We start from the raw sequence: 26317 nt of genomic DNA, 5'->3' as shown, positions 1-26317 counted from the left end.
TGTCAACGCTTTCTTTTAAAATCTATCTTTATTTTTCTCGTTTGATCAGTCGATTCAAATGAATTGATAGATACAGCATCTCCTCTGATGTAAGATCTCGGTGATAGGTTTGATAGACATATTCTGCGATTTTCTTTGCGCAATCGTAAGCTTTCGGATATTTCACTTTGATCAGCTGATATAAGTCCTGATCTTCGCTGACAAGGAGTGTTTCATTGATCAGACGCTGGACGAAAAAGCGCAAATGCGTGAGAAAACGGTAAAAGTTAAGCGAGTCCTCATCAAATTCCATGTTGAGATGATATTTCACAATGGTGAGAATGGCATTAACTTCCTTTGTGATATTGACCGTCGTATTCATATCCTCATTGAGCTCTGCGTTAATGATATGCATGGCAATAAAACCTGCTTCATCCTCAGGCAGTTCAATATGAAGACGCTCTTCAATCATCTCAAGACAGTCCTTTGCCACAAGAAATTCATCTTTGTATAAGCGTTTAATCTCCCAAATAAGCGAATTCTCAATCAGATGATTTTTCTTCAGCCGTTCGATGGCGTAATGAATATGGTCTGCCAGCGATACATGCAGACTTTCGTTTAATCTTCGGTTCAGCTTTGTATGTGCATATTGGATCATTTCCTCGGTCACCTTGACCACATCATACGGAACCTCTTGAAGCAGCATTTTCATCCGCTCGTGAACGGAATGATCCTCCAAGCGGAAGACTTTATCAATCAACGATTCGTCCACCGGGTCCCCGGGACGTCGCTGGAAAGCGATGCCTCTGCCCATGACGACGATTTCTTTTCCATGTTCATCTATGACACTAATGACATTATTGTTTAGAACCTTTTGAATCTGCATTTCCAAACACCTCCGTCTATGACCAACAACTTTACTCAAAATATGCTCTCATCTTAACACAATTGTCAAATCACTTGGTGCTTTTATCTGACTTTTGCAATAGATTTCACCATGATTCTACCCTTTCATAGATGGTCTGTTCCTTCAATTGCCTGCATACAATACTCCTGAGGAGGTGACCTTCTGTGAAATCTTTTTTCTGGTCTGCATCATTTTTATTCTTGCTCATGTTTACCCTCATCATTCTAGGCATCGTATTCTGGCTGAGTGGACAAGGCTTAGGCCAGCTTTGGAGATATGTGCTCATTTCACTTGTCACAGCGGCCGTTTTGCGCGGCGTCACCACTTGGCTGAAACGGCATGTGATGCACCTTTCCTCCAAATAAAAACGGCTGCCCCGAGTGTTCAGGCAGCCGTTTCTTTATTCTTTGGTTGCTGCAGCTTCCTTCTGAGAAGCACGCAGCTCATCATTGATTTTTTTCGCATCCTCTAAAAACTCTGTTTCATATCCACTTTTGAGTGCCCACATATAAAATAGCAGAGCTACCACCGTAATCAGTGCCATGTCCCAGCCATAATGAATGATGTTATAACCGCCGAATTTATCACTGCCAAGACAGGAAATCGTCATCATCACAAGCAGGTACACAACCATCCAAGCACCCGCCTTAAAGTTGCGGCCGAAGCCTTTCCACTTCGCTTTTGCTTGATAGTAAAAATAGATAGGAAGACCAATGAGAATAATGAACAGCACCTGACCTGTTAACGGCCATCTTGCCCAATACAGCGTCAATGAGGCAAAGACAAAACCGAGAGGAGCAATGATGCTAAGTCCTTTTATTCGGAGCGGTCGATATAAATCTGTCCCTGTCTTTCTCAGCGTCATGACGGTCACTGGTCCAGTCAGATAAGAAATGAGTGTAGCGACCGAGATAATTTCAGCAAGTACACCCCAGCCTCTAAATAAAAACAGAAAGATAAACGATACGGCTAAGTTAAAAAACATTGCTGGACGAGGCACGCCGTAAATAGGGTGCAGACGGCCAAGCACACTTGGCATGTATTTGTTTTTTTCCATTCCATAAATCATACGAGACGTCGTTGCGGTATACGTAATTCCTGTACCAGAAGGCGACACAAACGCATCCGCATATAAAATCAGAACAAGCCAGTTAATCCCAAGTGCAATGGCAAGGTCCGCAAATGGCGAGTTGAAATTCAAATGACCCCATCCATTCACGATCATAGATGGATCAACAGCACCGATAAAGGCGACTTGTAAAAGGACATAAATCACAGTTGCAATGAAAATCGATCCGACAATGGCAATTGGAATCGACCGGCCTGGATTTTTTGCCTCACCGGCCATATTAATCGGGCTTTGGAAGCCATTGAAGGCAAACACAATCCCAGATGTCGCAACAGCTGTCAGCACACTCGCCCAGCCGTTAGGGGCAATACTTGTTCCAGAAGTAAAATTCTCACTATGAAAACCTACGAATAAGAGCGCACCAATTGTTAATCCTGGAATGACAATTTTAAACACGGTAATGAATGTATTTGCTTTTGAAAATAACCCAACTGTCCAATAATTAAGCAGAAAGTAAATCACAAGCAGCACACTGGCAACCATAAGACCTTCTGTCGTCAATACCCCTTTTGTAACCAAATGAGACGTCCACTTTGCCCACTCCCAAGGCCATGAGCTCATGTACTGGACGGAAGCAACCGCCTCCACTGGTATCACCGAGACAATGGCGATCCAGTTCGCCCAAGCTGCAATAAACCCAATAAAAGATCCGTGTGAATATTGCGTATATTTCACCATTCCGCCTGCCTCTGGAAACATCGATCCGAGTTCACTATAAGACAAAGCGATAAATAAAATCACAACCATCCCAATCAACCAGGATAAAATAGCAGCAGGACCGGCGATTTGAGCCGCACGCCAAGCACCGAAGAGCCATCCTGAACCAATGATTGAGCCAAGACCTACCATCATTAAAGCGAAAGTTCCCATCCTACGATGCAAATGATTCATGTTCATAACACCTTTCGATTAAAATACAGAGCATGTGTCAAGCAAGCGTCTTTCTTTCAAAGCAGCTCACTTTTCATTTTACTGGCAAATATTTCTTCTAATAAACATTTACCCTTGTTCATTTTTTCGCCTGTTATATTATCTCTCAATTCTTCATTTTCTGAAATAGCCGAACATGCTTATTTCAAAAGAAAGCGCTTTTTCACCTGTTCAATCTATTAGACTGAATAACTACCTTTACCCTTATTTTGAAAAAAACAAAACAAAAAAGATAGAGGAAATGACTTCCTCTCCCTTCTAACCCACGCCATGTAAAGAAAAAAAGGATAAAGGGGGGTTCCCTCTATCCTTGTGAAATCGCTTGTTCTTTTTCAATAACAGCTAGTCTTTCTTGAACTTCTTCTTCAGATAAATTGTGCTGTTTCACATACAGGTTCCGTTCGCTTGTGCGGCATTCATGACTGCAGCTGCGCATATACTTATGCTCACTCTCTTCAGTGGCAATCATCTTACGGTTACATGCAGGGTTCGCACAGTTCACATAACGCTCGCAAGGCTCACCAGTGAAGAAATCTTTTCCGACAACCACATGCTCTGTTTGATTCACTGGTACTGTTAAGCGATTATCAAACACATAGCATTGACCGTCCCATAGCTTCCCTTGTACTTCTGGGTCTTTTCCGTAAGTGACAATTCCGCCGTCAAGCTGAGAGACATCTTCAAAGCCTTCACGCTTTAACCAGCCTGAAAACTTCTCACAGCGTACGCCGCCTGTGCAATAAGTCAGGATTTTTTTGCCTTCAAGAATCTCTTTATTGTCACGAATCCACTCAGGTAATTCACGGAATGTCTCAATATCAGGACGAACTGCCCCTCTGAAGTGACCAACATCAAACTCGTAATCATTACGCGCATCAATCACAACAGTATCAGGTGATTGCATTTGCTCGTAAAATTCAACCGGGCTAAGATGTTTCCCCGTTAATTCCAACGGATTCACATCATCCTCAAGGCTGAGGTTCACTAGTTCATTCCGATGACGGACGTGCATTTTTTTAAACGCATGACCATCCGCTTCGTCAATTTTGATCGGCATAGACGCAAAGCGCAGATCTTCTTTTAACGCTTGCATGTACTTGTCCGTTTGCTCAATAGTTCCAGAAACCGTTCCGTTCAAGCCTTCTGCTGATACGAGGATACGGCCTAACAAACCAAGCTCCTTACAGAATGCTAAATGCTCTGCTGTAAACGTCTCTGGGTCCTCAATGGGGACATATTGATAGTAAAGTAAAACGCGATATTGTTTTTCCATCTATATAAACACCTCTTAAATTTAATCAAAACATACCATTCTTTATCATACAGGAAATACATACCTAAAGGCAATGTCGGCGGCTTAATTCCATAAAACGGAAGGGCCTTTCTTCTCATATATTTGACTATTTGACAGAACTTTCTGTAAAATGAGATGATTTATGAACAATATGATGTGTAAAGGAGCAATGATCCATGATCCAGCCAGAAGATATTGTCAGAAGCGGCCCTAACCAATTTATTTCTCAAAAGGGAATCTATCATGAACTTGAATCCCTTGTTTCTCCTTTTCAGTCACCTGCTGTAGTGACAGGATATGATTCATACCAAGCTTTTTCACAATACACAAAGCTGCCGTCCGAGTGGCCTTTCATTCAGCACAAAGGATACAGTTCACCTAATGCGGTCACACAGATCGCAGAAGAGCTTAACGGGTCAGATGTGATCATCGGCATCGGGGGCGGAACGATTTTAGATACCGCAAAATCAGTTGCAGACGTTCTTCAAATCGAAGTCATCATGGTGCCAACGATTCCCGGCACATGTGCTGCGTCTACACCTCTCAGCGTCATTTATGATGACAAAGGAAATTTCATGAGAGTTGATTATCATAAACGATCCAGCTACCTCACCTTAATTGATCATACTTTTTTGCTTTCCTCTCCTCTTTCCTACTTTCAAAGCGGAATTGGTGATACGCTGGCAAAATGGTATGAAGCAGAAGCGATTATTCGTAACACAAAAGGCGCCTTGCCGCTCATGGTACATGCAGCACTAAAGCAGGCGGTATATGTTCGAGACATTCTTCTTTCTCATAGTGAAGAAGCTGTCAACAGCTTAAAAACAGGTCAGCTTTCACAAGCATTCGCAGATGTGACAGATACGATTATTACGTTAGCAGGAACAGTCGGCGGCTATGGGGGACGCTATGGAAGAATGGCAGGAGCCCATGCCGTTCATAATGGATTGACATTTATTGAAGAAACGCATCATGTGTTACATGGACAAAAAGTAGCTTATGGCATCCTCGTCCAGCTTGCCGCAGAAAACCGAATGTCCGAGGTTGAGGAATTACTTGAACTCTACCAAACTCTCGGATTACCTAGAAATATGCGCGATCTTGGTATGACAACTCAACTGGAAGAAGCGGCACTTACGGTAGCAAACCATGCGGCACGTAAAGATGAAACCTTTTGTTTAATTGGGGACTATTCTAAAGAACAGATTGTTGACGCCATTCAAATCATTGAGACCTATCACCCCCAAAAATCTGTCTAAAGATGAGGGAAATAAAAAAGCACAGGCATCGCACCTGTGCTTTTCTTTCGATTAAAAATCAAAGTTATCTGGATCTGGACCCGTGCGCTCATCTTCATTGAGCTGATCAATGACACCCATCTCACGTGCGGACAGCTCGAAATCGAAGACTTGTGTGTTTTCGATGATTCGGCTCTTCGTCACAGATTTTGGAATGGTGATAATGCCATGCTGCAAGTCCCAGCGAAGAATCACTTGCGCTACTGACTTGTCATGTTTTTTCGCGATATCTTGGAGAACAGGATGGTTTAGAAGCTTCCCGCTGCCTAATGGCGACCACGCCTCTACATGAATTCCTTTCGATTTGCAGTAGTCTCGTAAAGGCTCCTGCGTCAGCTTTGGATGCAGCTCGATTTGATTCACCATTGGCACAACTTCTGCCTCTTCCAATAAATCCTCTAAATGATGCTGATGGAAATTACACACTCCGATCGCTCGAACGCGTCCATCCTTATATAGTTTCTCTAGCGCTTTCCATGTTTCTTTATATTTGCCTTCAACTGGCCAATGAATTAAATAAAGATCTAATACATCTAGCCCCAGTTTGTTCATACTTGTTTCAAAGGCTTCGAGTGTTGATTCATAGCCTTGATCATTATTCCAGACCTTTGTCGTAATGAATAGATCATCGCGCGAGATACCTGATTGCTGAATGGCTTTGCCTACCCCTTCTTCATTTTGATAGGCGGCTGCTGTATCAATGCTGCGGTAGCCCGCTTCAAGAGCGTCTTTGACGGCATTTACAGCCTCATCCCCATCTTTTACCTGCCATACACCAAAGCCTAGCTTCGGCATTTTTACTCCGTTTGCTAATGTGACTGTATCTGTTAATCCACTCATCAAACAAACCTCCGCTTCCTTTTTACTTACCAAGCACTATACCCGAATTTTCGATTGATCATGCATGACATTCTGGCTGAGCTATTTGATATATTTTCCTATATCAACTTGATTGGTGTCAACGATTTGATATTCGCTGGTTTGATCTTTTGTTTTAGAAAAATCATATGTTTCTAAAAATGTTTGATCGTAAAAAGTCAGACCATATGTTTCCTTCTCATTCTCATACACTCTGATCCAATAAGACTCTTTTGAAGTTTTTTTAGTTTCATTCGTTTTCTTTAATTTCATACCCGAAAATTCCTTGAGTAACTTTTGAATATCTGCTTTCTTTTCCACCATAACACGCTCATTATCATGCTCAATTTGAATCGAAGTCACCTTGTTTTGATCAATTGAGGCCACATTATCAAAAGAGTATGTTTTTGCATTGATTAGAAAATAAATACCAATTCCTAATAAAATAATGACGACTAAACCAATCATCCACTTTTTCAACCTAACTCCTCCTTCTATTCACACCACACTTATAAAAACAGTGAAGTCCAATCATCCTCCTCAGAAAATACCTGAATTCCGTGCTGTTTAAGCAAGACGGATGTCACTCCATCTCCAGCTTTTGTCCCCCCGTTAAAATCTCCGCGATAAATCATCCGGCTGCCGCAGGAGGGACTGTACTCTTTTAACACAACCGCCGTCGCTTTCAGAGACTGAACCTGTTCCAGCGCGGCCTTCGCGCCTTTTACATACATCTCCGTAACATCATTTCCATGTACATCGATCACGGAGGCGAGGCCCTGTAATACATCATGTCCGTCTCCGCCAATGATTTCTGCGGGAGGCCTTGGCGTGGAAAGGCCGCCAAGCAGCTCAGGACAAACTGTGACCGCCTTTCCCTCCTGAAGAAGCTCCTCAATTCGCTGATCTAATCGATGGCTGCCATTATAACGAACCTTCAATCCAGCAAGACAAGCACTGACGACAATCATGTATGTTCCTCACTTTTTTTGCTGACTTTAAAATAAATACATACAGGCAAGAAACATATCGTATTCACCAAAAAGGGCAGAGCACAATACAAAGCAGCAGCCCAAATTGGTTCTCCAGGTCCTGCAATACCAAAAAAATAAACAAATAATATCAAGCTGACAAACAATCCCACAAATGGCATGATGAATACGTATTTTTTATAATTTTCTATCATTTCTTTCTCCAATGAGCTCCCTCCCTTTCTTCATGGCTAAGAACAACGTCAATATATGTTAATTTTACCATAAAAAAACCGAAACCATCACCTCCCTTTGTGCGATGGTTTCGGTTTTTTAACTATATCTTTTCTTTCCAAGCCTTTAAGAAGCGCTCAATCACTTGTAATTCATCCTCATGAAACTGCTGAAGAAATTCTAAATAGGACGTGACTGCTTTTTCATGCAGCTCATCATGAAGCGCTGCCAATTGCTTGCCTTCCTCTGTCAAAGAATAATAGACAGATTTCTTATCACCCTGCCGGTGGCAATAGTCCACCATGCCTTTTTCAATTAGTTTTTTCACAGCCTTTGTAATAGCTGGCTTTGATAGTTTTAGTTGTTGAGATAGAAATGTATTGTTTGATTCGTTTGGATTGGCTTGAATCATCGATAAAATGTGAAGCTGTGTGAGTGTCCATTCTTGTTTGAGTGTATCAGTCGTGGTAATCAGTGGATCTGTTGGATCATTCCGTCTCTTTTCCCTATGCATAATCAGATCTTGAATCGCTTTTAATACAATCTGCTCTTTTGTTTCCATCTGAACCTCCACTCTTAACTGGTTAATAAAATGGTACTAATAATGAAGAAAGGAGTCAAAAGAAATGTGGTTGTTAGTAAAATAATAGGTCATAAGACCTTAAAATTGTATATGTACTTTTATACTAGATTCCCCTCATCCTGTCACATGCTATAATCATGGGGATGTCATCCAATTTATCATAATGAAAAGGTGAGCTAAATGAAACCTGAACAACTAATGGCCATTCGCCAATTAGAAGAAAAGATACATCTGTTTTCCTCTGCTGTGAACGGAACCTTCCTTGCATCGGACGATTTCGTTCTATCCAATACTCAAATATCGACTGACACGTTCAATTTGCTCTTACCGACATCAGCTCAAATCCAAGATCCAAAAAAAGTGAAAGCTGCCATTGAACACATGCGGTCACAGAAACTCATCTTCAGCACATGGGTCGATCACCGTTTACTCCATCCTGATTGGGCTGATTTATTAAAGGAATATCACCTTCAAGAGGTCGAACGCAATACCATCATGATGCTTGAGCATACAGGTGACATTGATCCAGTCACATCCTCATCACTTACAATCAAGGAAGTACTTGATGAGCAGACACTATTTGATTACAAACATATCTTTATTGAACTATTCAAAGGATCGACTGAGGCCGCCGCCTTAGAAGACTATTTCCAGCATTTTTCGATTAAAAAATTACACTCAAAAGCTCGCATGTTCGTGGGGTATGAACACCACAAGCCGGTCACAACAGGCTTATTATTCGAGACAAACGACAGCTACGGTATTTATGATGTCATAACAAAGGCAGAACACCGCGGAAAAGGACTTGGCAATGACATGTTTCATTACCTTTTGACCAAGACAGAGAATAAACAAAAGTGTGCTATCTTACAAGCATCAGCTGACGGTAAAAATATTTATCAACGTGCCGGCTTCCAACCAATCGGTGAAATGGCCGTCTTTGAATAGAAAGGTACTTTTCTTGTGAATTTGAAATGAACATAAAAAAGCTGCCTAAAGATAGGCAGCTATTCAGCATGATGCTGACGATCCATATAAAGCGGCGGTCTCTTCAGCGAAATCACCGCACAGCTAAAGGCAATCAGTACAAACACAGCACCGAATTTAGCCAGATCAACAGAGGAACCGGTCATCGTAAACATGACTCCGCCAACCGCAGATCCAATCGAAATGCCGATTTGCAAGGCAGATGTATTTAAGCTCTGCTGAATATCAGACGTGACAGGATCTGTTTGAATCAAATAACTCTGCAAAGCAGGCGTCAGTGCCCAGCTGAGCGCTCCCCAAAGGACAACCATGACCATAAAGAGCGCGAACACCCCCGCTGTATAAGGAAGGATAAACATGACGATCGCAAACGCCATAGTCACAAGCAAAATGGCTTTTCCTGAACCCAGTTTGTCACTGAGCCAGCCGCCAAACCCATTCCCGCCTATAGACGCAAGTCCGAAGATCAAATAACAAATACTAATCCAAAACGGGGTCATATGCAGAACTTCCATCAGAAATGGAGTGAAATAAGAATAAAGCATATAATGGCCTGCAAGCATAAACAAACTGATCAAGTGTGCACTAAAAATTTTCGAATGCCCTAAAGAACGAATCTGCTCTCTAAGAGGCGTCACTTTTTCAACAGGCATTTTTTCCAATAGAAAATAGATCAGCACCATCGATATGGCAGAAAGAATACTGATTCCTAAAAACATCACTCTCCAGCCAAAGCTCTCTGTAATAAAAATACCGATCGGTACACCGAGAACAAGTGAGGAGCTAATACCAATAAAAATCAGCCCTAATGCTTTCGCACGATGCGCTGGTTCCACCAATTTGGCAGTGATCGTCAAAGACAACACCACCACAAGCGCTGTACTCATCGCAATCAACACCCTAGATATCATGACAAGGGCAAAGGTCGAACTAAAATAAGTGAACACATTTCCTATTGTAAACACCAATAACGCGATTAAGTAAAGGCGCTTTCGTTCGATTTTGGCTGTCGCAGTCAGCAGCACGGGTGCTGAAATGGCATACACAATCGCAAATACCGTAATGAGCTGTCCGGCTGTTGCAAGAGACACATTCAAATCCTCTGCAAGACTTGGCAGAATGCCACCAACCACAAGCTCAACTAATCCAACCGCAAAAGTAGAAACGGCTAATAAATATACTCTCCAGTTCATGTCTAACATCCCTTCTGTATATCATCGCTTTCACTTTTGATACAGGGTGCAGACAAACAAAAAAACCCTGATTACAAAAAAGGAAAGCGCGCTTTTGTAATCAGGATTTATCGGATCCTGGTAGAAACCCTCAAACCATATTATTGAGGTTATACAAGTCTATTTTTTTCTTCACATATATTAGCATAGCCTTACATAACTCGCAAGCTGCTACAAAAGATAGCAGTACTTAATTTTAATTGGAAATTTAAAAATGGACTTAAGAAAATACATTCTTAGCTCTTTTAATATTATTAAAAATTAAAAGGAAAGCTCACCTTCACGAGATGAGCTTTCCTTTTTTACGAACTATGTTTAATTTGTTTGCGTTTATAGAGTAAAAACACACTATAAAAAATGCTTACGACAATACAAGCTGATCCCCACTGATTTCCTTGAGTCATTAATCCTATCCCTAACAAAATCAATAAACCAATAACAATATTATTTAACATTTTCATTACGCATCCTCCTCTAATTTATCTAATTTATTTTTCTTTGAATAGAGCACAACAAAGTATAGTGTTTGACCGATAAATAAAATGAGAAATTGTAAACCTAATTTTCCAGTTACAACAAAATCATAAGCTAACCAAATAAACAATGCAGCTGTATAAAATACGAATACAAATTTTAAAGCCTTATTAGATTGATATGTCTCAAATTCATCTGCTTTTTTAAAAATATTATCGCCTCCTCATCTCTAATCAGTAATATTTTCATGTAATGTAAAGATAGCTTCCACTGGTTCATTAAAATATTTTGCTAATTTCAATGACAATTCCAAGCTTGGATAGTAGTAGTTATTTTCAACAGCTACTATAGTCTGTCTTGTTACATTCAATGCATTAGCCAAATCTTTTTGGGAAATTTTCCTTTTCTTTCTTAATAATTTAATGTTATTTTTTATCATACCCTGTCCTTCTGGATTGTTTTGTTAAATTCATTATAACAAGACAATCCAAAAAAGTAAAGATATCTTGTCATTCATAAAAGAACATTTTACTCATACATCAATGATTCAGATGGATGATGACGTGCAGCTCTACTCGCTGGAATTATCCCAAAGATTACACCAATAAAAATAGACAACATACTACTTAAGATAATTGAAGGTACACTAACCAGCACTGGGAATTCGGTAAAATAAGATACAATAACACCACCAGTTAATCCTAACAAAATCCCAATTATCCCTCCTGTGAATGAGATGACTAATGACTCAAACAGAAATTGAGTTAAAATTTGTCCTTTAGTTGCACCTAATGACATTCTTAACCCTATTTCCCGTGTTCTTTCTGTTACTGTAACCAACATCATATTCATAATACCAATGCCACCTACAATTAATGAAATACCAGCAACACTGCCTATGATCAAAGTCAAAATACTTGTCACCGCAGAAATTCCCTTTTCTACATCCTTAATATTAAAAATTTGATATTCTCCTGCCAAAAAAGTAGGCTTTGTTTCATTCAACCATTTAGCTACTTCATTAGCAGTTTCAACTAAGTCATTAGAATCTTCAGTTTTTATTGAAACTGATTGTATCTTATCTGTATTAAAAGTTAATGGCCAAGAATAAAAAGGCATTATGATTTCAGGAATACTCAAACTACCACCATCAGACTCATATACTCCTGATATTATGTATGGTGTATCTCTTATTTCTATTATTTTTCCAACAACATCATCAGAGTTATATAATTCTAATGCAGCATTTTTACTAAAATAAACACTATTTTGCATTTGATTAAAGTTTTCCTCTTTTATATTTCTACCATTAATCATCTCTAATGAATTGATCTGAATGTAATCATAATTTACTCCAATTACATTTAACCTTTTATCATTATTCTTATCATCAATAAATAATTCAACACTATTGTTTTTAATAATGACGTTTTGCAATTGAAATTTTTGTTTCATTTCTAGTAACTTATCTTCTTCAAAAATAGGAGTATCTTGATTATCATAAATGGAAGTTAAATTTTCATCCAGGTATTGAATTCCAATTGTGCCATCGCTATTTCCAATAATGTTCTCTTTGAGTAAATGCTCCCCACCTTTTCCAATAGCTACGATTAATAAAATAGAACTTATTCCTATTATTATTCCAAGCATCGTGAGGATCGTTCTTAGTTTATGTGCCATAATAGAACTATAAGCCATTCGGAAATTGTCTAAAAACAAACCTTTCACTCCTTATTTTTAGAATCAAATAAAATTTGACCATCTACTAAAGTAATTCTTCTTGTTGCATAATTAGCTACATCCTCTTCATGAGTAACTAAAATAATTGTAGTTCCCTTTCTATGAATTGACATTAAAAGATCCATAATAATCGTTGTATTAATAGAATCTAGTGATCCCGTTGGCTCATCTGCAATTAAATAATGCGGTTCAGTTACAAGAGCTCTAGCTATAGCAACCCTCTGTTTCTGTCCACCCGACAACTGAGTAGGATATTTTTTCTCCATTCCTCCTAAACCCACTCTATCTAAAGCATTTAGGGCCAATATTTTTCTCTTTCTTTTTTTTATCCTCTTATATATTAATGGCAAGATAACATTATCTAAAACACTTAATCTAGGTAATAAATTGAAATTTTGAAATATAAACCCGATTTTATCTTTCCTAACCCATGATAATTGGTTATTGTTATAGTTAGTGATATCTTCATTGTTAATATAAATATGTCCACTTGAAGGTTTATTAAGACAACCTAGAATATTTAATAATGTTGTTTTACCTGAACCTGAAGGGCCCATTATACTTAAAAATTCATTCTGCTTTATATCAAGATTAATATTATGTAATATATTTATTTCTTCTTCCGCTGACCGATAACTCTTTGATATGCTTCTAAGACTAATCATTTTACCTTTTCTCCTTCTCTTGTTTGCGAGGAGGGATTTTCTAGAACTTCATCTGTATCGTTTAGACCACCAGTGATCTCTGCCCAATGCTGATCTGTGTACTTCACTTTCACTTCCTTCTTAACCAGCTTATCTTTATTCAAAACGAATACATAACTTGTTTTACCTGTTTTGATCAGACTCTTAATCGGCACAACATTTAATTTTTCCTTAGAAGTAATAATTTCTAATATCACGTGGTAACCATTCAATAAATTCTCAGCACTGTCAATCGATACTTTCATACTATACTCAGATAGATTAGATTTTATTTCTATTGTATTTTCATTAGGGAAATCTGATATTTCAATTACTTTACCACTCCATGATTTATCCTTCATTACTTTAGAGGTGATTTTCACCCGATCCTTTTTCCTAATCGAGGGCTTTTGCAGTTCAGTAACTTGACTTTCCACAATTAAACCTTTACTCATTATATAAATAGCAATTATTTTATTTGTTTCATCTTTTTTCAATTGAATATACCCAGGAATTCCCGCATTGATTGTTGAATTATTTAAATCATTTATTTTATCATTTCTTGAACTTTCATTGCTTTTAAGATCTAAACTTAGTATCTCCTTTTGATGCTTGTTTTCATCCAATTCTTTCTTTAATTGGTCATAAACAGGATTTTTCTCATCATTTTTTTTCAATTTACTATTTAACATTTCGATGTTTTTATTTATAATCTGTAAATTTCGACTTATTTTTTGGTTTTCAATGCTCAACTTTTCCAGTTCTCTCTTAAATTCATCTTTGTTATATTCCAGAATTTTTTGACCTTCTTCTACATAATCGCCATTTTTCACCAAAATTTCATTTTTATTATTCTCAATAAAATATGAAGCTGTATTCTTTGGTTTAACAATTCCACTCAATAATTGCGTTTCATCGAAATTTTTTGTAGTTATTTTGGTAAACTTATAAGGCACTTTACCTTCTTTTCCTTGATTTTTAGACATATAAATATTAATCGTTGCTAAGAAAAATATAAACACCAAAATGATAATAATGATTACAAAAAATACAAGTTTGTTATTTTTCTTTATCTCTGTTTGAAATTTAGTATTCATTTTTCGCTCCTCTTTATCCTAGTAAATTTCCAGACAAAACAAGCTTACAAAAAAAAAAAAAAATAGTCAAAAATAACTTTTTATTACACTTTTGGGTAAAATTATGTTATATTAGACGTGTGTACGTACACCATAAAATTTAACTACTAGGAGGAAAAAGTATGAGAGCGAGTCTAATTCTTGACCATTTAAATCTTTCAAAATTTGAATCAATTATTTTAGCAGGTTTTTTCGCTACAGCTGTGTTAATTGGGATTACATTAAACCTAAATCTGATTGCTGACTTTTTTGGAATTAAAATTGCAGCAGATTGGTATCGCCAATTAACTGACTGGTTAGCTGCTGGTGGAAGTTTAACTACTTTTGCAGCCATCGTTATGGGTGTAACTCTACCTGCTTGGCTCGCTGCTGCTGCTACTGCTCTTGGAGCGTATGCTGCATAATAATAAACTACTAAAAAAGATTATTATCATTTTTAGTACATCAGTTTTAATAGGTTATATTTATGGGAAGATTTTTTTATCGCCATCCTCTATAACCATAAGAGAGATTGACTATACTTATTTTATTTCACACATCACAATAAATAATCTGATGTGTATACTATTAATGATTTTAATTTCTTTTTTGGGATCAATTTTTGTAAAAACGTTTATTATCGCAAACGGGATTTTAATTGGACTTGTAATATCGAAATTTCAATCTCTATCATATTTGTTATTATTAATCCCACACGGATTAATAGAAATCCCTGCTCTATTGTTTTTAGCATATGTACTTCTACAGACTTTAGATAGGAATAAATTTGATAAGAGAACCCTTAAAGGAATTTCAGTCTCTGTTGCTCTTATACTTCTAGGGGCTTTAGTAGAGAGTTTTATAACTCCCAATCTCGTTATCAGTAATTTCTCTTAATAAAACGAACGTAAACAACAGAATATATTATGTATATTCTGTTGTTTCTTTATAAAAGGAGAAGTATGAATAGAAAATATATACTAATCTTAATAATTATTGCTTACATATTCGCTTATATGACTTATAGTCATCAGGTAGCCTTAACAATTGGTGATATTGCTAATGTGATTAATAAATTTAACATACCTAAACTATTAATTTCATCCGTAGGATTAGCTTTTAATTTCTTCGTAATTCTTATAATGGTAAACCTTTTTTGGCTTTTCACATCTCTTGGTATTACATTTAATAAAGGAGAAAACTTGAAAGACTATGAAGTTAAGAAAGCTGATTATTTTATAGTTTTCTTTGGGGTGTATAGTTTACATTTTGCAATACTAACGCTAAGTTCTATTTTCCTTGGGGAAACAATTTCAGCAGAAATAAGCGGTTTATTAAAATACTCGAATATTACAGTTGTCTTTGTAACTTTTTTAATTGTAATGTGGTATCAATTTAAGAAAAATATACTCACAAAAATATCAACTATTTCAATAACTGCACTCACTATTATTAATGTTGCTTACACACTAATTACTCAATAAAAATAGAAACAGACACTATCCTTAAAGTGTCTGTTTCTTTAATACTAATTCAACTTTTCTGAATTTGAACATTTCAGACAAATGACAACATCTGATATCTTTTTCAATACTGCATCCATCGTTCCATAGGGTTGCTTGTATGAACTGGGCATAGTCATAATGGCTACAAATTTATCATTAGTTTTAATTACACCGTTACATTTCGAACATTTTATTTCATTGCTCCTTAAAAACATTGGAAGCTCCTTTCACAATATCATACTTTAAAACCTCAATTTAATAATTCAATCCAAAATACAATTTACCTTTATTTGTTTTTTGGCATCAACTTGCTTTCTCCCCCATTTACAGGTAAACTGATGGAAAATCAACGAACAAGGATCAACGTAGATCTGGAATAGTAGCTTGAATCGATCTTTAACAGAGAGGGAACGGTGCTGAGAAGTTCCTACTGACATCTTCAAGTGAACCTGCCGATTTAGTTCTGTTTCATACAGCGGTTCATACCGTTATCATGATTGAGTGTAAAGCTGTGCTTTAAATTAGGGTGGTACCACCAGGAATGGTCCCTAACTTAAAGTACAGCTTTTTTGTTTTAAAAAAGGAGGAACCTGCAATGTCAAAAAAACAATTTGTTGAAAAAATTACAAGCATGGAAGACGACTTTGCCCAGTGGTATACAGATGTTGTCACAAAAGCGCGGCTCGTCGATTATTCAAGCGTGAGAGGCAGTATGATCATTCAGCCGTACGGCTTTAAAATTTGGGAGAATATTCGCGACGAACTTGACCGCCAGATTAAAGAAACGGGTCATGAGAATGTCTATATGCCCCTCTTTATCCCAGAGAGCCTGCTGCAGCAGGAAAAAGATCATATCGAAGGCTTTGCTCCTGAAGTGGCGTGGGTCACACATGGCGGTGAATCCAAATTACAAGAAAGGCTCTGCGTCAGACCAACCTCTGAAGTGCTGTTCGCTGAGCATTACAAAAACATTATTCATTCCTACCGCGATTTACCAAAGCTATATAACCAATGGGCCAATGTCGTCCGCTGGGAAAAGACAACACGTCCCTTCCTTAGAACCCTTGAATTCCTATGGCAGGAGGGACACACGTGCCATGAGACTGAGCAAGAAGCGATTGAAGAAACAGAAAGAATGCTTCACACTTACGCTTCTCTTTGCGAAGATCTCCTCGCCATTCCTGTCATTAAAGGGAGAAAAACAGAGAAGGAAAAATTCGCTGGCGCTCGCTTCACCTATACGGTTGAAAGCTTGATGCATGACGGAAAAGCGCTTCAAACTGCCACTTCTCATTTCTTCGGGAACGGATTTGCCAAAGCATTTGGCATCGAATTCTTAAACCGTGAAGGAAAACTAGAGCATGTCCAGCAAACCTCTTGGGGTTTCACAACAAGAATTATCGGCGCTATGATCATGGTGCATGGCGATGACAGAGGGCTCGTCCTCCCGCCAAATATTGCACCAACCCAAGTGCGTATCGTGACAATCGCTTCTCATAAAGAAGGGGTGCTGGATCATGCCTACGAATTGAAGGATCGCCTCGCCCGCATCGCACGTGCTGACATCGATGCAAGCGATAAACAGCCAGGCTGGAAATTCAACGAATGTGAAATGCAGGGTATTCCGCTGCGTGTAGAAGTAGGACCAAAGGACATCGAAAAAGGACAAGTGATGCTCGCACGACGAGACACTGGTGAAAAGCAAGCTGTCACATTAGATGCACTTGAACAAACCATCACAGCAACGCTTGAAGACATCAAGCGGACCATGTTCGAAAAGGCGAAGGAACGATTACATGAAAAAACATCACAAGCCCTCACAATCGAAGACATCGAGCAAATTCTTGCGGAAGAAAACCGATTGATTAAAGCCATGTGGTGTGGTGACGAAGCCTGTGAAAACGACATTAAAGAAAGAACAGGTGCGACCTCACGCTGTATTCCATTCGAACAGGAAACCATTTCTGACACATGTGTCTGCTGCGGAAAGCCTGCATCTGATATGGTGTTCTGGGCGAAAGCCTATTAAGAATATGAACGATAAAGAAGCATCTCTCATGATGCTTCTTTTTTGTTAAAAAGACCCAAACACCCATTGACCTCACCTGCATGATCCCCTATAATTCATATTAATATAATCGGTTTTTAAGACTTTAACTGGAGTGGTGATATATGAAACGCTGGCCCTCATTCTTTGCCGAACGCTGCCCTAAATGTAGAACAGCATTAGAAGTCTCAAAGTCCAATGCCCTGCAAGGCAAAGTCGTGAAAACATGTCCCAACCTTCATTATCAAAAAGAGTACCACCCCGCACTAGAAACGTATATCGAGCACGATGACGTCAAATAAAAAAGACCAACATGTTTGCTCTGTTGGTCTTTCTTTTATAAAATATCCAGCCAAATTTTGACCGCTGTCGCTGTAATCATTACAGCAAGGGCCCATTGCAAATAGACGGCATTGATTTTCTGACCGACCTTCGCACCAATCGGAGCTGCCACCAAACTTGCCGCCATCAGCACAACAGCAGGAAGAAGCATGACCTGACCCGTCAATACCTTTCCAGTCGATGCGCCTATCGCAGAAAGAAACGTAATCGCAAGTGACGATGCAATCGTCATCCGTACAGGAATTTTTAAAATAGACAGCATCACAGGCACTAAAATAAATGCGCCGCCTGCACCTAATACCCCGGAAACACTGCCAATCACAAAGGCAATACCTGATGCCAGCCCTTTATGAAAAGTAACTTCTCCCTCTGCGTCTGCACGCTGTCCTTTTTTCGGAATCAACATGAGAATAACCGCCACAATGGCGAGTAATCCATAGACGAGGTTCATCCCTTTCTCCGGCATAAAATGTGATACATAACTGCCTAATAAGCTGCCCGCCAATATACTGCTTCCCATATATAAAATCAGCGAGCGATGTAAAAATCCGCTTTTCCGATAAGCGAGTACACCGCCCAGCGTCGAAAAAAGCACTTGAATGGCGCCAATCCCTGATACCTCGTGTGCTGATAGTGCCATCACACCAAAAAGAGGCGGGATATAAAGCAGCATGGGATAGTTGATCACAGATCCGCCAATCCCCACCATTCCTGATAAGAAGGAACCAATACATCCGATGATAAAAAGTGTAATCAATAACGCAAAATCCACGCTGGTCTCCTCCTTTGCAAAAGGAAAAGGGGATCTTCAGCAGATACCCCTACATCCTTTAGGACCCTTTTCTCACCCAGAACTTCAGCACGTGACCTTCTTCTGTCTGCGTGATCAATTCATGTCCGCTTGACTTCGCCCATGCGGCCAAGTCAGCTTTAGCCCCTTTATCTGTTGCATGTATTTCTAAAACTTGACCTTCCGCCAAGTCGTTCATTTTTTTCTTCGTTCGAATAATCGGCATTGGGCATGCGAGCCCTGTTACGTCTAAAATTTGATCTGATGTCATTTGATTGTTCCTCTTCTCTTATTTTATTGGACATTACCGAATCGCACAACGGTTTGGACCCATTTCCATTTCCCGCTGCTCTTCCATATCTGGGTTCAGCTTCCCCATATTGGCTTGACGAATCTCTTGAAAGGCATGCGGCTGTGCAGGCAGACCTTCCGTCACCATCTTTCTAAACACATGTTGATCTTCAATATGAAGCCCATGATTTTCTTTTAAAAGTGAGCCGAGCTCCTTCCAAACACTGCCGTCTTCATTCATTTCTTCTTTGGTCATGAAGTGCGCAGGCAGAACGATGTATTCCTTTGAAAACGCCATATACCGTTCATAAAGCGTCTCTCTCAAATCATCTACCCAGTCCTCCGCCATTCCAGCAAGATCAGGTCTTCCAATTGAATCAATAAACAAAATATCACCTGAAAGAAGATATTGATTGTCTACGATAAAAGATGTTGAGCCGATCGTATGTCCCGGGGAATAAATGGGTTGAATATCAATAGAAGCTGTTCCAATCGTTATCCGCTGTCCTTCATCAAGACGTTCATATTCAAAGGTTACCTCTTCTGCATCTTTTGGCGGCAGCCAGTAGGCAGCACCAGTTTGTTCAGCCAGCTTTTTCCCACCAGAAATATGATCTGCATGAAGGTGAGTATCCATCACATGCGTCACAGAGACATCATGCTTTTTCGCAAAATCGATATAGACCTCCGTCATTCGAGCTGCATCCACAACCGCGGCTTCTCCATTGGACATGATCATATAGGATAGACACCCTTTGCCCATCCGTACAAATTGATACAGCTCTCCGCCGCCCCTTAAATCACCTATTTTCACTGGCTCTAGATGCTCACTCCATGCCTTCATGCCGCCCTGTAAATAACGAACAGGCACGCCAGCCTCTGACAGCATCTCCGCCACCAGGATAGAGGAACCTTCCTTGGCACAAACCACCAGCACTTCACGGTCACTAGGAATGTGCTGTAAAAGGCCCTCTACTCCGTCAAGCAGATCAAAATAAGGCACATTCATATCAACGATTGCTTCCCCTTCAATCTTCCAGTCCTGCACATCTGCTTGGTTTCGCACATCTAGCAAAAAGAGCGGCTCTTTGCCCACGATCTTTTTTGTTAACTGCTCTGCAGTCATGGCTTTTACCGTCATGTTTTATTCAGCTCCTATTTTTCAATGGCTCCTGTCCAGCTATTCATGCCTGGCACCACATTGATTAATTGTTGAAATCCTCTCTCTTTTAGCTTTTGCGCAGCTAATTCACTTCTTCTGCCTGAATGACAGATGAGATAAATGTCCGATTCTCTTGTTAACTCCTCTGCACGATCTTCCACCTCACCAAGCGGGATATGAACGGCTCCTGGGATATGCCCCGCTTCGTATTCATCCAGCTCCCTTACATCCAAAATAAACAGAGATTGATCTTCTTTTACCTTCTGTTGAAAGGCATTCAAAGATATTTCCGAAATCATGGGCTCCCCCTCTTCTTCTTGCGCTCCGCCTTTACGAATCAAATGATGAAGCACCTGTCCTTCTACTCTTGTTCCTAAAAACTCATGACCGGCACTTTTTGACCAAGCCGCTAAATCCGCTGTTGATCCTTTATCGGTAGCTTGCACTTCAAGCACATCTCCTGGCAAAAGCTCATTCATTTGTTTTTTTGTTTTCACAATCGGCATCGGGCATGCCAATCCTTTTGCATCTAAAATGACTGTTGGTTGCTGCATGTGATGTCCTCCTTTATATAGGGGTGGGGGTATATTTTTATGCGTGCTTAATGCCAAGCATTCATACCACCCTTGATGTTTGTAATATGAGTAAATCCTTGCTTCTTCAATATTTTCGCTGCCTGCATACTTCTCATTCCACTTTGACATATGACATAGATCTCTTCATTTTTCTCAAGCTGAGAAGCTCGTTCTTTTAACTGAGGTAAAGGAATGTTTCGAAATCCTTTTATATGGTTTGTTTGAAATTCTACTGGAGATCGTACGTCAATGAGCTGTTGACCTTTGCTTTTCAGCTTTTTTTTCATATCGGCTGCATCCATTTGGTTAACACCACGTACTGGTAGGAACCGGCTCACGAGTAAGCCAATCACCAGGATGAACAAAATCGTTTGAATCATTTCATCACCTCACTAAATAAATAAATTCACATTCCCGATTTCAGCCTCTGCTAAATACGCCGCCACACCAGCATATTGAATGTCATCTAATAATTCTTTCTCCTGCAGCCCTAAAAGGTCCATCGTCATTGTACATGCTACGAGATTAATCTCCTGTTCCTTCGCCATATCAATGAGCTGCGGCAGTGTCATGGCATTGTGCTTTTTGATGACGTGCTTAATCATCTTCGGACCCATTCCAGCAAAATTCATCTTTGAAATGCCCATTCGATCAGCCCCGCGCGGCATCATCTTGCCAAACATTTTTTCTAAAAAACCTTTTTTCATTGGCACCATCTCATCCTTGCGCAAGGCATTCAGCCCCCAAAAGGTATGAAAAATCGTCACCTCATGATCATAGGCTGCTGCACCATTTGCAATAATGTAAGCCGCCATCGCTTTATCATAATCTCCACTAAATAGCACAATCGTTGTGCGTTTTTTCTGTTCTGCCATCTTGCTCCTCCTTCACAATTACCCACGGGGGTATATACAAAATAAAAAATATATACACATACCGGTAAGGGTATATTATAACAAGTAAAAAAATCCGTCAACCTTCAAAGGCTGAAGAATTTCTTACCGGCTTTTCACCAATAGCTCAACCGCTTCTTTCACAAGACCTTCTGTATCCTTGCCCTGTTCAAGACTTTCACGAACACATTGCTCAAGATTTGTACTCACAATCACACCCATTGCCCGATCAATGGCATTGCGTGATGCAGACAGCTGCGTCACCACCTCGCGGCAATCCTTTCCCTGCTCCATCATCGCAAGAACCCCTTTAATCTGCCCCTCAATCCGGCGAAGACGGTTCTTCATCTGCTGATTATATTCCATGCACAAGTACCCCTTTCTATTCTTTCTATGAACAGATAGTATACCCTAAGAGGTATTTAGTCAAACGACTTGCCCTACTCTTTTGTAGAGAATGTATGTGAAAAGAATTGCACATTCCACCATTTATTGATAAAAAGAAAATAATCAACGAACGAGAAATCATTGAAGAAAAGAGGACAGCCCATGACTTTACATCATTATATTGGATCAAACAAAGAACTGCCGCTTGGTACCATTGGTCAAAATCCTACCTATAAACCATTCTCTGAACTCAATATCAACATGTTTGATAAAAAACAAAAAAAGCCAAAAACCTATCAAAAAGAAGAACTTTTGATAGAAGTATTTGAAACAGAAGAGGATTTCGAAGGCATTCACATTGATTATCTAGATCCCGTCTATGAAGCGGTAAGAAACAAATTCACGCATCCTTTTGTTTATGAATTAGGCATCATTCATTCTCTTCGTGCACTTTTTAAATTCATTGAAAAAGAGCTGTCAAAAGGAGAAAGCATCGAAATCTATTCTTGTCTAGATGAACTGGAAACGAAAGAAAAGGACGATCAATTGGATGTAGAAATTGACCTAAGCAAAAAACGGTTTGGAAAACATATCGATTTTAAAGAGATCGATGAACTGATTGATATGTTTGAATTAGAAAACTTACAATATGTGTTGGTGAAGAAATAGACCTCCTGCGGTAAAAGTATAGAGAAAAGGGGACATTATAATGAACTTGACATGTGAATCTAAAAATTTTGATGATTATTTATGTGAACTAGCTGAAGTTGATTATTCTCATCCTCTTATTCGAGCAAAATCAAATGAACTTTTCAACCCTTTGCAGACAGAAATAGAAAAAGCAAAAGTAGCCTATGAGTTTGTTCGAGATGAAATTCCCCATACATGGGATATTCAATCCAAACGAGTGACTTGTCATGCATCAGAGGTATTAACATTTAAAGAGGGAATTTGCTACGCAAAGTCCAACCTATTAGCTGCTCTATTGCGCTCACAAGGAATACCCACAGGTTTCTGTTACCAGCGATTAATGTTGTTCGATACGCCAGATAAAGGATATTGTATTCATGCATTAAATGCAGTATTTCTGCAATCACTTAATAAATGGATTCGATTAGACTCTCGCGGCAACAAAACAGGAATTGATGCTCAATTTTCACTTGATCATGAAAGATTAGCTTTTCATACCCAACAAGAATTAGATGAAGTCGACTATCCTTTGATATATGTTAAACCACATCCAAAGACAATGAGCGTTTTAAAAGAACATACAGATGCTATTGAGATGTATAAACATCATTTACCAGAAACGATATAGGCTTGGGGGCAAAAAGACTTTCGACAATGCCAAACGTGAAAATAAACCGGTGCTTGTCAGCATCGGTTATGCCCCTTGTCACTGATTTGCATAGGATCTATTTTATATTAAATACACTCAATAACTTCATCCAAACGATATCTACCCTTCAATTAAACGTTTTAACTTAAGCTCCGTATCAGTATCCTCAACCGGAGTATAGACACTGCATCTTAAATCAGTATCCCCATACACTTGTAATGAAGTGAGGTTAAACAACATTTTACCTGCCTTAGCATGACGAAATTCAATTAATACTTCAGGCGCATAGCTGATCTCATTTTCATTCCAAATTTTACGAAATTCAGGATATGCCTGCTCCATTTCTTCTATAAATTGCTCATACCAGTCATCCGCCACATACTGTCCATAATACGTTCTAAATATGGCGATATATCCTCTAACAAAATGCTCCCAATTCACCGCTAAACTTTTAAATTCCTTTCTTGCGAATAGTAAGCGTATGATATTCCTTTCAGCCGGATTGATTTGTTCAAAGTCCAAAAATACATTAGCTGCTGCTTGATTCCAGCCAACAATCTGACTTCTTCTATCAGATACAATCGTCGGGCAATAACGAAGTTCCTGCAACATTTTCACTAAAGCCGGACTGATTTCCTGCTCATTCTCAATGATAAAGGATTGTTTCACTCCTTCCTCTAACGCTAAAGCGTACAAATATCTCCTTTCATCGTTATTTAATTGTAATGCACGAGAAATAGCATCTAATACCGAAGTCGATACTTTTATATCTCTGCCTTGCTCTAACCATGTATACCAAGTAAGACTCACACCGGCTAGTTGAGCCACTTCTTCTCTTCTGAGTCCTGGTGTTCTTCTGCGGGTTCCTACAGGTAAACCAACCATTTGGGGCGTAATTTTCGAACGTTGGTTTTTTAGAAATTCTGATAACGCTTGAAGTCTAGTTTCAGGTTTCATTTAGATCTCCCTTTAAAAGAGTATTAATTATACTAGGATAAACAACAACTTGTAATAGGATAACACAATGGATAAAGTTAATAAAAACAAGGAGGGAATGATCATGAAAAGAGTTGTCATTACTGGAATGGGAATTATTTCTCCACTTGGAAATGATGTAAATAGCTTTTGGAATCAACTAATCAACGGACAATCGGGAATATCTCTCATTGATTCTTTTGATACAACTGATTATAAAACAAAAATAGCTGGAATCGTTCGTGATTTCGATGCAGATGAAATATTGGGAAGAAAAGAAGCAAAACGTTTAGATCGTTTTAGCCAGTTTGCCTTAGCAGCAGCCGAACAAGCATTAAAAAATTCGCAATTACAGTTAGATCAAGTTGATCTTGAACGTTTAGGCGTATATGTTGGTTCAGGAATCGGGGGAATCCAATCGCTTGTTGATAATGTCAATGTTTTAGATAAACGTGGTCCCTCAAGAGTAAGCCCCAGCCTTGTCCCCATGATGATTTCAAATGCAGCTGCGGCCCAAATCAGCATTAAATTAGGGGCACAAGGGCCATCATTGTCACCAGTCACAGCTTGTTCTATTGGGAACACCTCTATTGGCGAAGCTTTCAATGCGATCCGAAATGATGATGCAGATATTATATTTGCCGGAGGAGCAGAAGCTGCCGTCTCACAGATATCTTTGGCTAGTTTTGGAAACGCACATGCACTATCTACTAGAAACCAAGACCCAAGCCTAGCCAGCCGTCCATTCGATACAGATAGAGATGGCTTTGTGATGAGTGAAGGCGCAGGTATCTTAGTATTAGAATCATTAGAAAACGCGATTCTTAGAGATGCGCCGATATTATGTGAAGTAGTGGGGTACGGAGCTAGTTCAGACGCTCATCATATGGTAGCATCCCACCCAGAAGGTAAAGGTGCCTACTTAGCCATGAAAAAGGCGTTGAGAAGTGCAAACATATCAACAGATGATATTGATGTTATTAGTGCACATGCAACAAGTACACAAGTAGGTGATCGTTCAGAAGTTCTAGCTATTAAGAAATTATTTGGTGAACGTTCAGGTGAAATTCCAACAACGGCAAACAAATCAATGACAGGGCATATGTTTGGTGCTGCCGGCGGAGTAGAAGCCATTGCTTTAGTGGAAAGTTTGAGACGAGGAATGATTCCGCCAACTATTAATGTAGAGAATCAAGATCCAGACTGCAACTTAGATGTTGTATTAGAAGCGAGACAGCTTCCTTTGAAATACGGGCTATCCAATTCTTTTGGTTTTGGAGGACATAATTCAGCCATCTTGTTAAAGCATTACGATTGATGTAGCTATCAAGGGTTTATAGCCCTTGATTTTTTTACATTTTGGGAATACCTCACAGACAAATTATGAAGGGCCTCAATCTGATATATTAACCCCACAGATTTATACTATTATACTATATTTACATTAATTGTAATATATTAGATCAAAAAGCCATTTACAATTCTTAATGTAAAAAGGTACATTTTGGCTACGCGCAAGCAATTTGATTGCATTTCTTTGCTGCAATAGCAATACTTTCATGTCTTGACATGATAGATGTTGAAATGCAAAAAAAAA

At 39.0% G+C, this 26317-nt stretch carries 33 protein-coding genes, 1 riboswitch and 1 other annotated feature; of the genes, 11 read left to right on the top strand and 22 right to left on the bottom strand.

The window, feature by feature from the left end; all coding sequences use genetic code 11:
* Window positions 1–28: 28 nt before the first annotated feature.
* Window positions 29–865 (bottom strand): BglG family transcription antiterminator LicT, encoded by an 837-nt coding sequence (gene licT, locus BA81_RS14340; protein ID WP_024424409.1) that lies wholly within the window; start codon window positions 863–865, stop codon window positions 29–31.
* Between the two features lie 185 nt (window positions 866–1050).
* Here licT and BA81_RS14335 point away from each other — a divergent pair, with 185 nt between their 5' ends.
* Complete coding sequence (locus tag BA81_RS14335) at window positions 1051–1251, top strand: hypothetical protein (RefSeq protein ID WP_034283125.1); 201 nt, start codon at window positions 1051–1053, stop codon at window positions 1249–1251.
* A gap of 35 nt (window positions 1252–1286) precedes the next feature.
* Here the strand turns inward: BA81_RS14335 and aimA are convergent, their stop codons facing one another.
* Window positions 1287–2906, bottom strand: coding sequence for a glutamate/serine transporter AimA (gene aimA, locus BA81_RS14330; protein ID WP_034283122.1), 1620 nt, complete (start codon window positions 2904–2906; stop codon window positions 1287–1289).
* A gap of 343 nt (window positions 2907–3249) precedes the next feature.
* Window positions 3250–4218: an oxygen-dependent tRNA uridine(34) hydroxylase TrhO gene (gene trhO / locus BA81_RS14325; protein WP_034283120.1), complete on the bottom strand. Its 969-nt coding sequence runs from the start codon at window positions 4216–4218 to the stop codon at window positions 3250–3252.
* A 197-nt stretch (window positions 4219–4415) separates the two neighbouring features.
* On the opposite strand from trhO, the gene BA81_RS14320 reads away from it, so the two are divergent.
* Window positions 4416–5498 carry an iron-containing alcohol dehydrogenase family protein gene (locus BA81_RS14320; RefSeq protein ID WP_034283117.1) on the top strand — a complete coding sequence of 361 codons (1083 nt, stop codon included), beginning with the start codon at window positions 4416–4418 and terminating at the stop codon, window positions 5496–5498.
* Between the two features lie 51 nt (window positions 5499–5549).
* On the opposite strand, the gene BA81_RS14315 is transcribed toward BA81_RS14320, so the two are convergent.
* From BA81_RS14315 to BA81_RS14295, 5 genes are all read right to left on the bottom strand, one after another.
* Window positions 5550–6377, bottom strand: a complete 828-nt coding sequence (locus BA81_RS14315; RefSeq protein ID WP_034283114.1) for an aldo/keto reductase — start codon at window positions 6375–6377, stop codon at window positions 5550–5552.
* A gap of 81 nt (window positions 6378–6458) precedes the next feature.
* Window positions 6459–6875, bottom strand: coding sequence for a DUF5301 domain-containing protein (locus BA81_RS14310; RefSeq protein ID WP_034283111.1), 417 nt, complete (start codon window positions 6873–6875; stop codon window positions 6459–6461).
* A gap of 29 nt (window positions 6876–6904) precedes the next feature.
* A complete protein-coding gene (locus tag BA81_RS14305) occupies window positions 6905–7366 on the bottom strand; it encodes a 2-thiouracil desulfurase family protein (RefSeq protein WP_034283108.1) in 462 nt (153 codons plus the stop codon).
* Window positions 7363–7593 (bottom strand): hypothetical protein, encoded by a 231-nt coding sequence (locus BA81_RS14300; protein ID WP_034283107.1) that lies wholly within the window; start codon window positions 7591–7593, stop codon window positions 7363–7365. The genes BA81_RS14305 and BA81_RS14300 overlap by 4 nt, the downstream gene beginning before the upstream one ends.
* A 110-nt stretch (window positions 7594–7703) precedes the next feature.
* Window positions 7704–8162, bottom strand: coding sequence for a MarR family transcriptional regulator (locus tag BA81_RS14295; RefSeq protein ID WP_034283105.1), 459 nt, complete (start codon window positions 8160–8162; stop codon window positions 7704–7706).
* 201 nt (window positions 8163–8363) lie between these two features.
* On the opposite strand from BA81_RS14295, the gene BA81_RS14290 reads away from it, so the two are divergent.
* Window positions 8364–9131, top strand: coding sequence for a GNAT family N-acetyltransferase (locus BA81_RS14290; RefSeq protein ID WP_034283103.1), 768 nt, complete (start codon window positions 8364–8366; stop codon window positions 9129–9131).
* 59 nt (window positions 9132–9190) lie between these two features.
* Here BA81_RS14290 and BA81_RS14285 read toward each other — a convergent pair whose 3' ends face one another.
* The 6 genes from BA81_RS14285 to BA81_RS14265 all read right to left on the bottom strand — a co-directional run bounded on the left by BA81_RS14285 (window position 9191) and on the right by BA81_RS14265 (window position 14396).
* On the bottom strand, window positions 9191–10363 hold the full coding sequence (locus BA81_RS14285) for an MFS transporter (RefSeq protein WP_034283101.1): 1173 nt from the start codon (window positions 10361–10363) through the stop codon (window positions 9191–9193).
* A gap of 77 nt (window positions 10364–10440) precedes the next feature.
* Window positions 10441–10540, bottom strand: a riboswitch (purine riboswitch).
* Between the two features lie 164 nt (window positions 10541–10704).
* A complete protein-coding gene (locus BA81_RS19610) occupies window positions 10705–10863 on the bottom strand; it encodes a hypothetical protein (protein ID WP_155267120.1) in 159 nt (52 codons plus the stop codon).
* Between the two features lie 242 nt (window positions 10864–11105).
* Window positions 11106–11315 (bottom strand): helix-turn-helix transcriptional regulator, encoded by a 210-nt coding sequence (locus BA81_RS14280; protein ID WP_034283098.1) that lies wholly within the window; start codon window positions 11313–11315, stop codon window positions 11106–11108.
* 89 nt (window positions 11316–11404) lie between these two features.
* Complete coding sequence (locus tag BA81_RS14275; RefSeq protein WP_051627362.1) at window positions 11405–12595, bottom strand: ABC transporter permease; 1191 nt, start codon at window positions 12593–12595, stop codon at window positions 11405–11407.
* Between the two features lie 5 nt (window positions 12596–12600).
* Window positions 12601–13281: an ABC transporter ATP-binding protein gene (locus tag BA81_RS14270; RefSeq protein ID WP_034283095.1), complete on the bottom strand. Its 681-nt coding sequence runs from the start codon at window positions 13279–13281 to the stop codon at window positions 12601–12603.
* Window positions 13278–14396 (bottom strand): efflux RND transporter periplasmic adaptor subunit, encoded by a 1119-nt coding sequence (locus BA81_RS14265; protein ID WP_034283093.1) that lies wholly within the window; start codon window positions 14394–14396, stop codon window positions 13278–13280. The genes BA81_RS14270 and BA81_RS14265 overlap by 4 nt, the downstream gene beginning before the upstream one ends.
* A gap of 161 nt (window positions 14397–14557) precedes the next feature.
* Between BA81_RS14265 and BA81_RS14260 the strand changes: the two genes are divergently transcribed.
* From BA81_RS14260 to BA81_RS19810, 5 genes are all read left to right on the top strand, one after another.
* A complete protein-coding gene (locus BA81_RS14260) occupies window positions 14558–14839 on the top strand; it encodes a class IIc cyclic bacteriocin (RefSeq protein WP_034283090.1) in 282 nt (93 codons plus the stop codon).
* The gene (locus tag BA81_RS20210) at window positions 14829–15311 is read left to right on the top strand and encodes a stage II sporulation protein M (protein WP_034283087.1); all 483 of its coding nucleotides are present in this window, start codon (window positions 14829–14831) and stop codon (window positions 15309–15311) included. The genes BA81_RS14260 and BA81_RS20210 overlap by 11 nt, the downstream gene beginning before the upstream one ends.
* Window positions 15312–15376: 65 nt before the next feature.
* Complete coding sequence (locus BA81_RS14250; RefSeq protein ID WP_034283085.1) at window positions 15377–15898, top strand: hypothetical protein; 522 nt, start codon at window positions 15377–15379, stop codon at window positions 15896–15898.
* A gap of 378 nt (window positions 15899–16276) precedes the next feature.
* Window positions 16277–16472 (top strand) — a binding site (T-box leader).
* Window positions 16473–16514: 42 nt separating this feature from the next.
* Window positions 16515–17948, top strand: coding sequence for a proline--tRNA ligase (gene proS / locus BA81_RS14240; RefSeq protein ID WP_034283080.1), 1434 nt, complete (start codon window positions 16515–16517; stop codon window positions 17946–17948).
* Between the two features lie 143 nt (window positions 17949–18091).
* Entirely contained in the window at window positions 18092–18268 is a 177-nt protein-coding gene (locus BA81_RS19810; protein ID WP_164512187.1) for a hypothetical protein, read from the top strand.
* A gap of 35 nt (window positions 18269–18303) precedes the next feature.
* Here BA81_RS19810 and BA81_RS14235 read toward each other — a convergent pair whose 3' ends face one another.
* From BA81_RS14235 to BA81_RS14205, 7 genes are all read right to left on the bottom strand, one after another.
* Window positions 18304–19080, bottom strand: coding sequence for a sulfite exporter TauE/SafE family protein (locus tag BA81_RS14235; protein ID WP_034283077.1), 777 nt, complete (start codon window positions 19078–19080; stop codon window positions 18304–18306).
* 58 nt (window positions 19081–19138) lie between these two features.
* The gene (locus BA81_RS14230) at window positions 19139–19369 is read right to left on the bottom strand and encodes a sulfurtransferase TusA family protein (protein ID WP_034283076.1); all 231 of its coding nucleotides are present in this window, start codon (window positions 19367–19369) and stop codon (window positions 19139–19141) included.
* A gap of 33 nt (window positions 19370–19402) precedes the next feature.
* The gene (locus BA81_RS14225; RefSeq protein WP_034283075.1) at window positions 19403–20530 is read right to left on the bottom strand and encodes an MBL fold metallo-hydrolase; all 1128 of its coding nucleotides are present in this window, start codon (window positions 20528–20530) and stop codon (window positions 19403–19405) included.
* 14 nt (window positions 20531–20544) lie between these two features.
* Window positions 20545–21105 carry a sulfurtransferase TusA family protein gene (locus BA81_RS14220; protein WP_034283073.1) on the bottom strand — a complete coding sequence of 187 codons (561 nt, stop codon included), beginning with the start codon at window positions 21103–21105 and terminating at the stop codon, window positions 20545–20547.
* Window positions 21106–21152: 47 nt separating this feature from the next.
* Complete coding sequence (locus BA81_RS14215) at window positions 21153–21506, bottom strand: rhodanese-like domain-containing protein (RefSeq protein WP_034283071.1); 354 nt, start codon at window positions 21504–21506, stop codon at window positions 21153–21155.
* 12 nt (window positions 21507–21518) lie between these two features.
* Window positions 21519–22001: a DsrE/DsrF/DrsH-like family protein gene (locus BA81_RS14210; RefSeq protein ID WP_034283069.1), complete on the bottom strand. Its 483-nt coding sequence runs from the start codon at window positions 21999–22001 to the stop codon at window positions 21519–21521.
* 123 nt (window positions 22002–22124) lie between these two features.
* On the bottom strand, window positions 22125–22385 hold the full coding sequence (locus BA81_RS14205) for a metal-sensitive transcriptional regulator (protein WP_003217059.1): 261 nt from the start codon (window positions 22383–22385) through the stop codon (window positions 22125–22127).
* A 183-nt stretch (window positions 22386–22568) separates the two neighbouring features.
* On the opposite strand from BA81_RS14205, the gene BA81_RS14200 reads away from it, so the two are divergent.
* Window positions 22569–23075, top strand: a complete 507-nt coding sequence (locus tag BA81_RS14200) for a hypothetical protein (protein ID WP_034283066.1) — start codon at window positions 22569–22571, stop codon at window positions 23073–23075.
* A gap of 40 nt (window positions 23076–23115) precedes the next feature.
* The gene (locus tag BA81_RS14195; RefSeq protein WP_034283064.1) at window positions 23116–23724 is read left to right on the top strand and encodes a transglutaminase-like domain-containing protein; all 609 of its coding nucleotides are present in this window, start codon (window positions 23116–23118) and stop codon (window positions 23722–23724) included.
* 141 nt (window positions 23725–23865) lie between these two features.
* On the opposite strand, the gene BA81_RS14190 is transcribed toward BA81_RS14195, so the two are convergent.
* A complete protein-coding gene (locus BA81_RS14190; protein WP_034283062.1) occupies window positions 23866–24702 on the bottom strand; it encodes a helix-turn-helix transcriptional regulator in 837 nt (278 codons plus the stop codon).
* Window positions 24703–24805: 103 nt separating this feature from the next.
* On the opposite strand from BA81_RS14190, the gene fabF reads away from it, so the two are divergent.
* Window positions 24806–26038, top strand: coding sequence for a beta-ketoacyl-ACP synthase II (gene fabF, locus BA81_RS14185; protein WP_034283060.1), 1233 nt, complete (start codon window positions 24806–24808; stop codon window positions 26036–26038).
* Window positions 26039–26317: the final 279 nt, after the last annotated feature.

Source organism: Bacillus safensis FO-36b (genome assembly GCF_000691165.1).
Taxonomy (GTDB): domain Bacteria; phylum Bacillota; class Bacilli; order Bacillales; family Bacillaceae; genus Bacillus; species Bacillus safensis.
The sequence above is the reverse complement of the archived record's forward strand: the minus strand, read 5'-3'. Positions and strand labels throughout refer to the sequence as shown.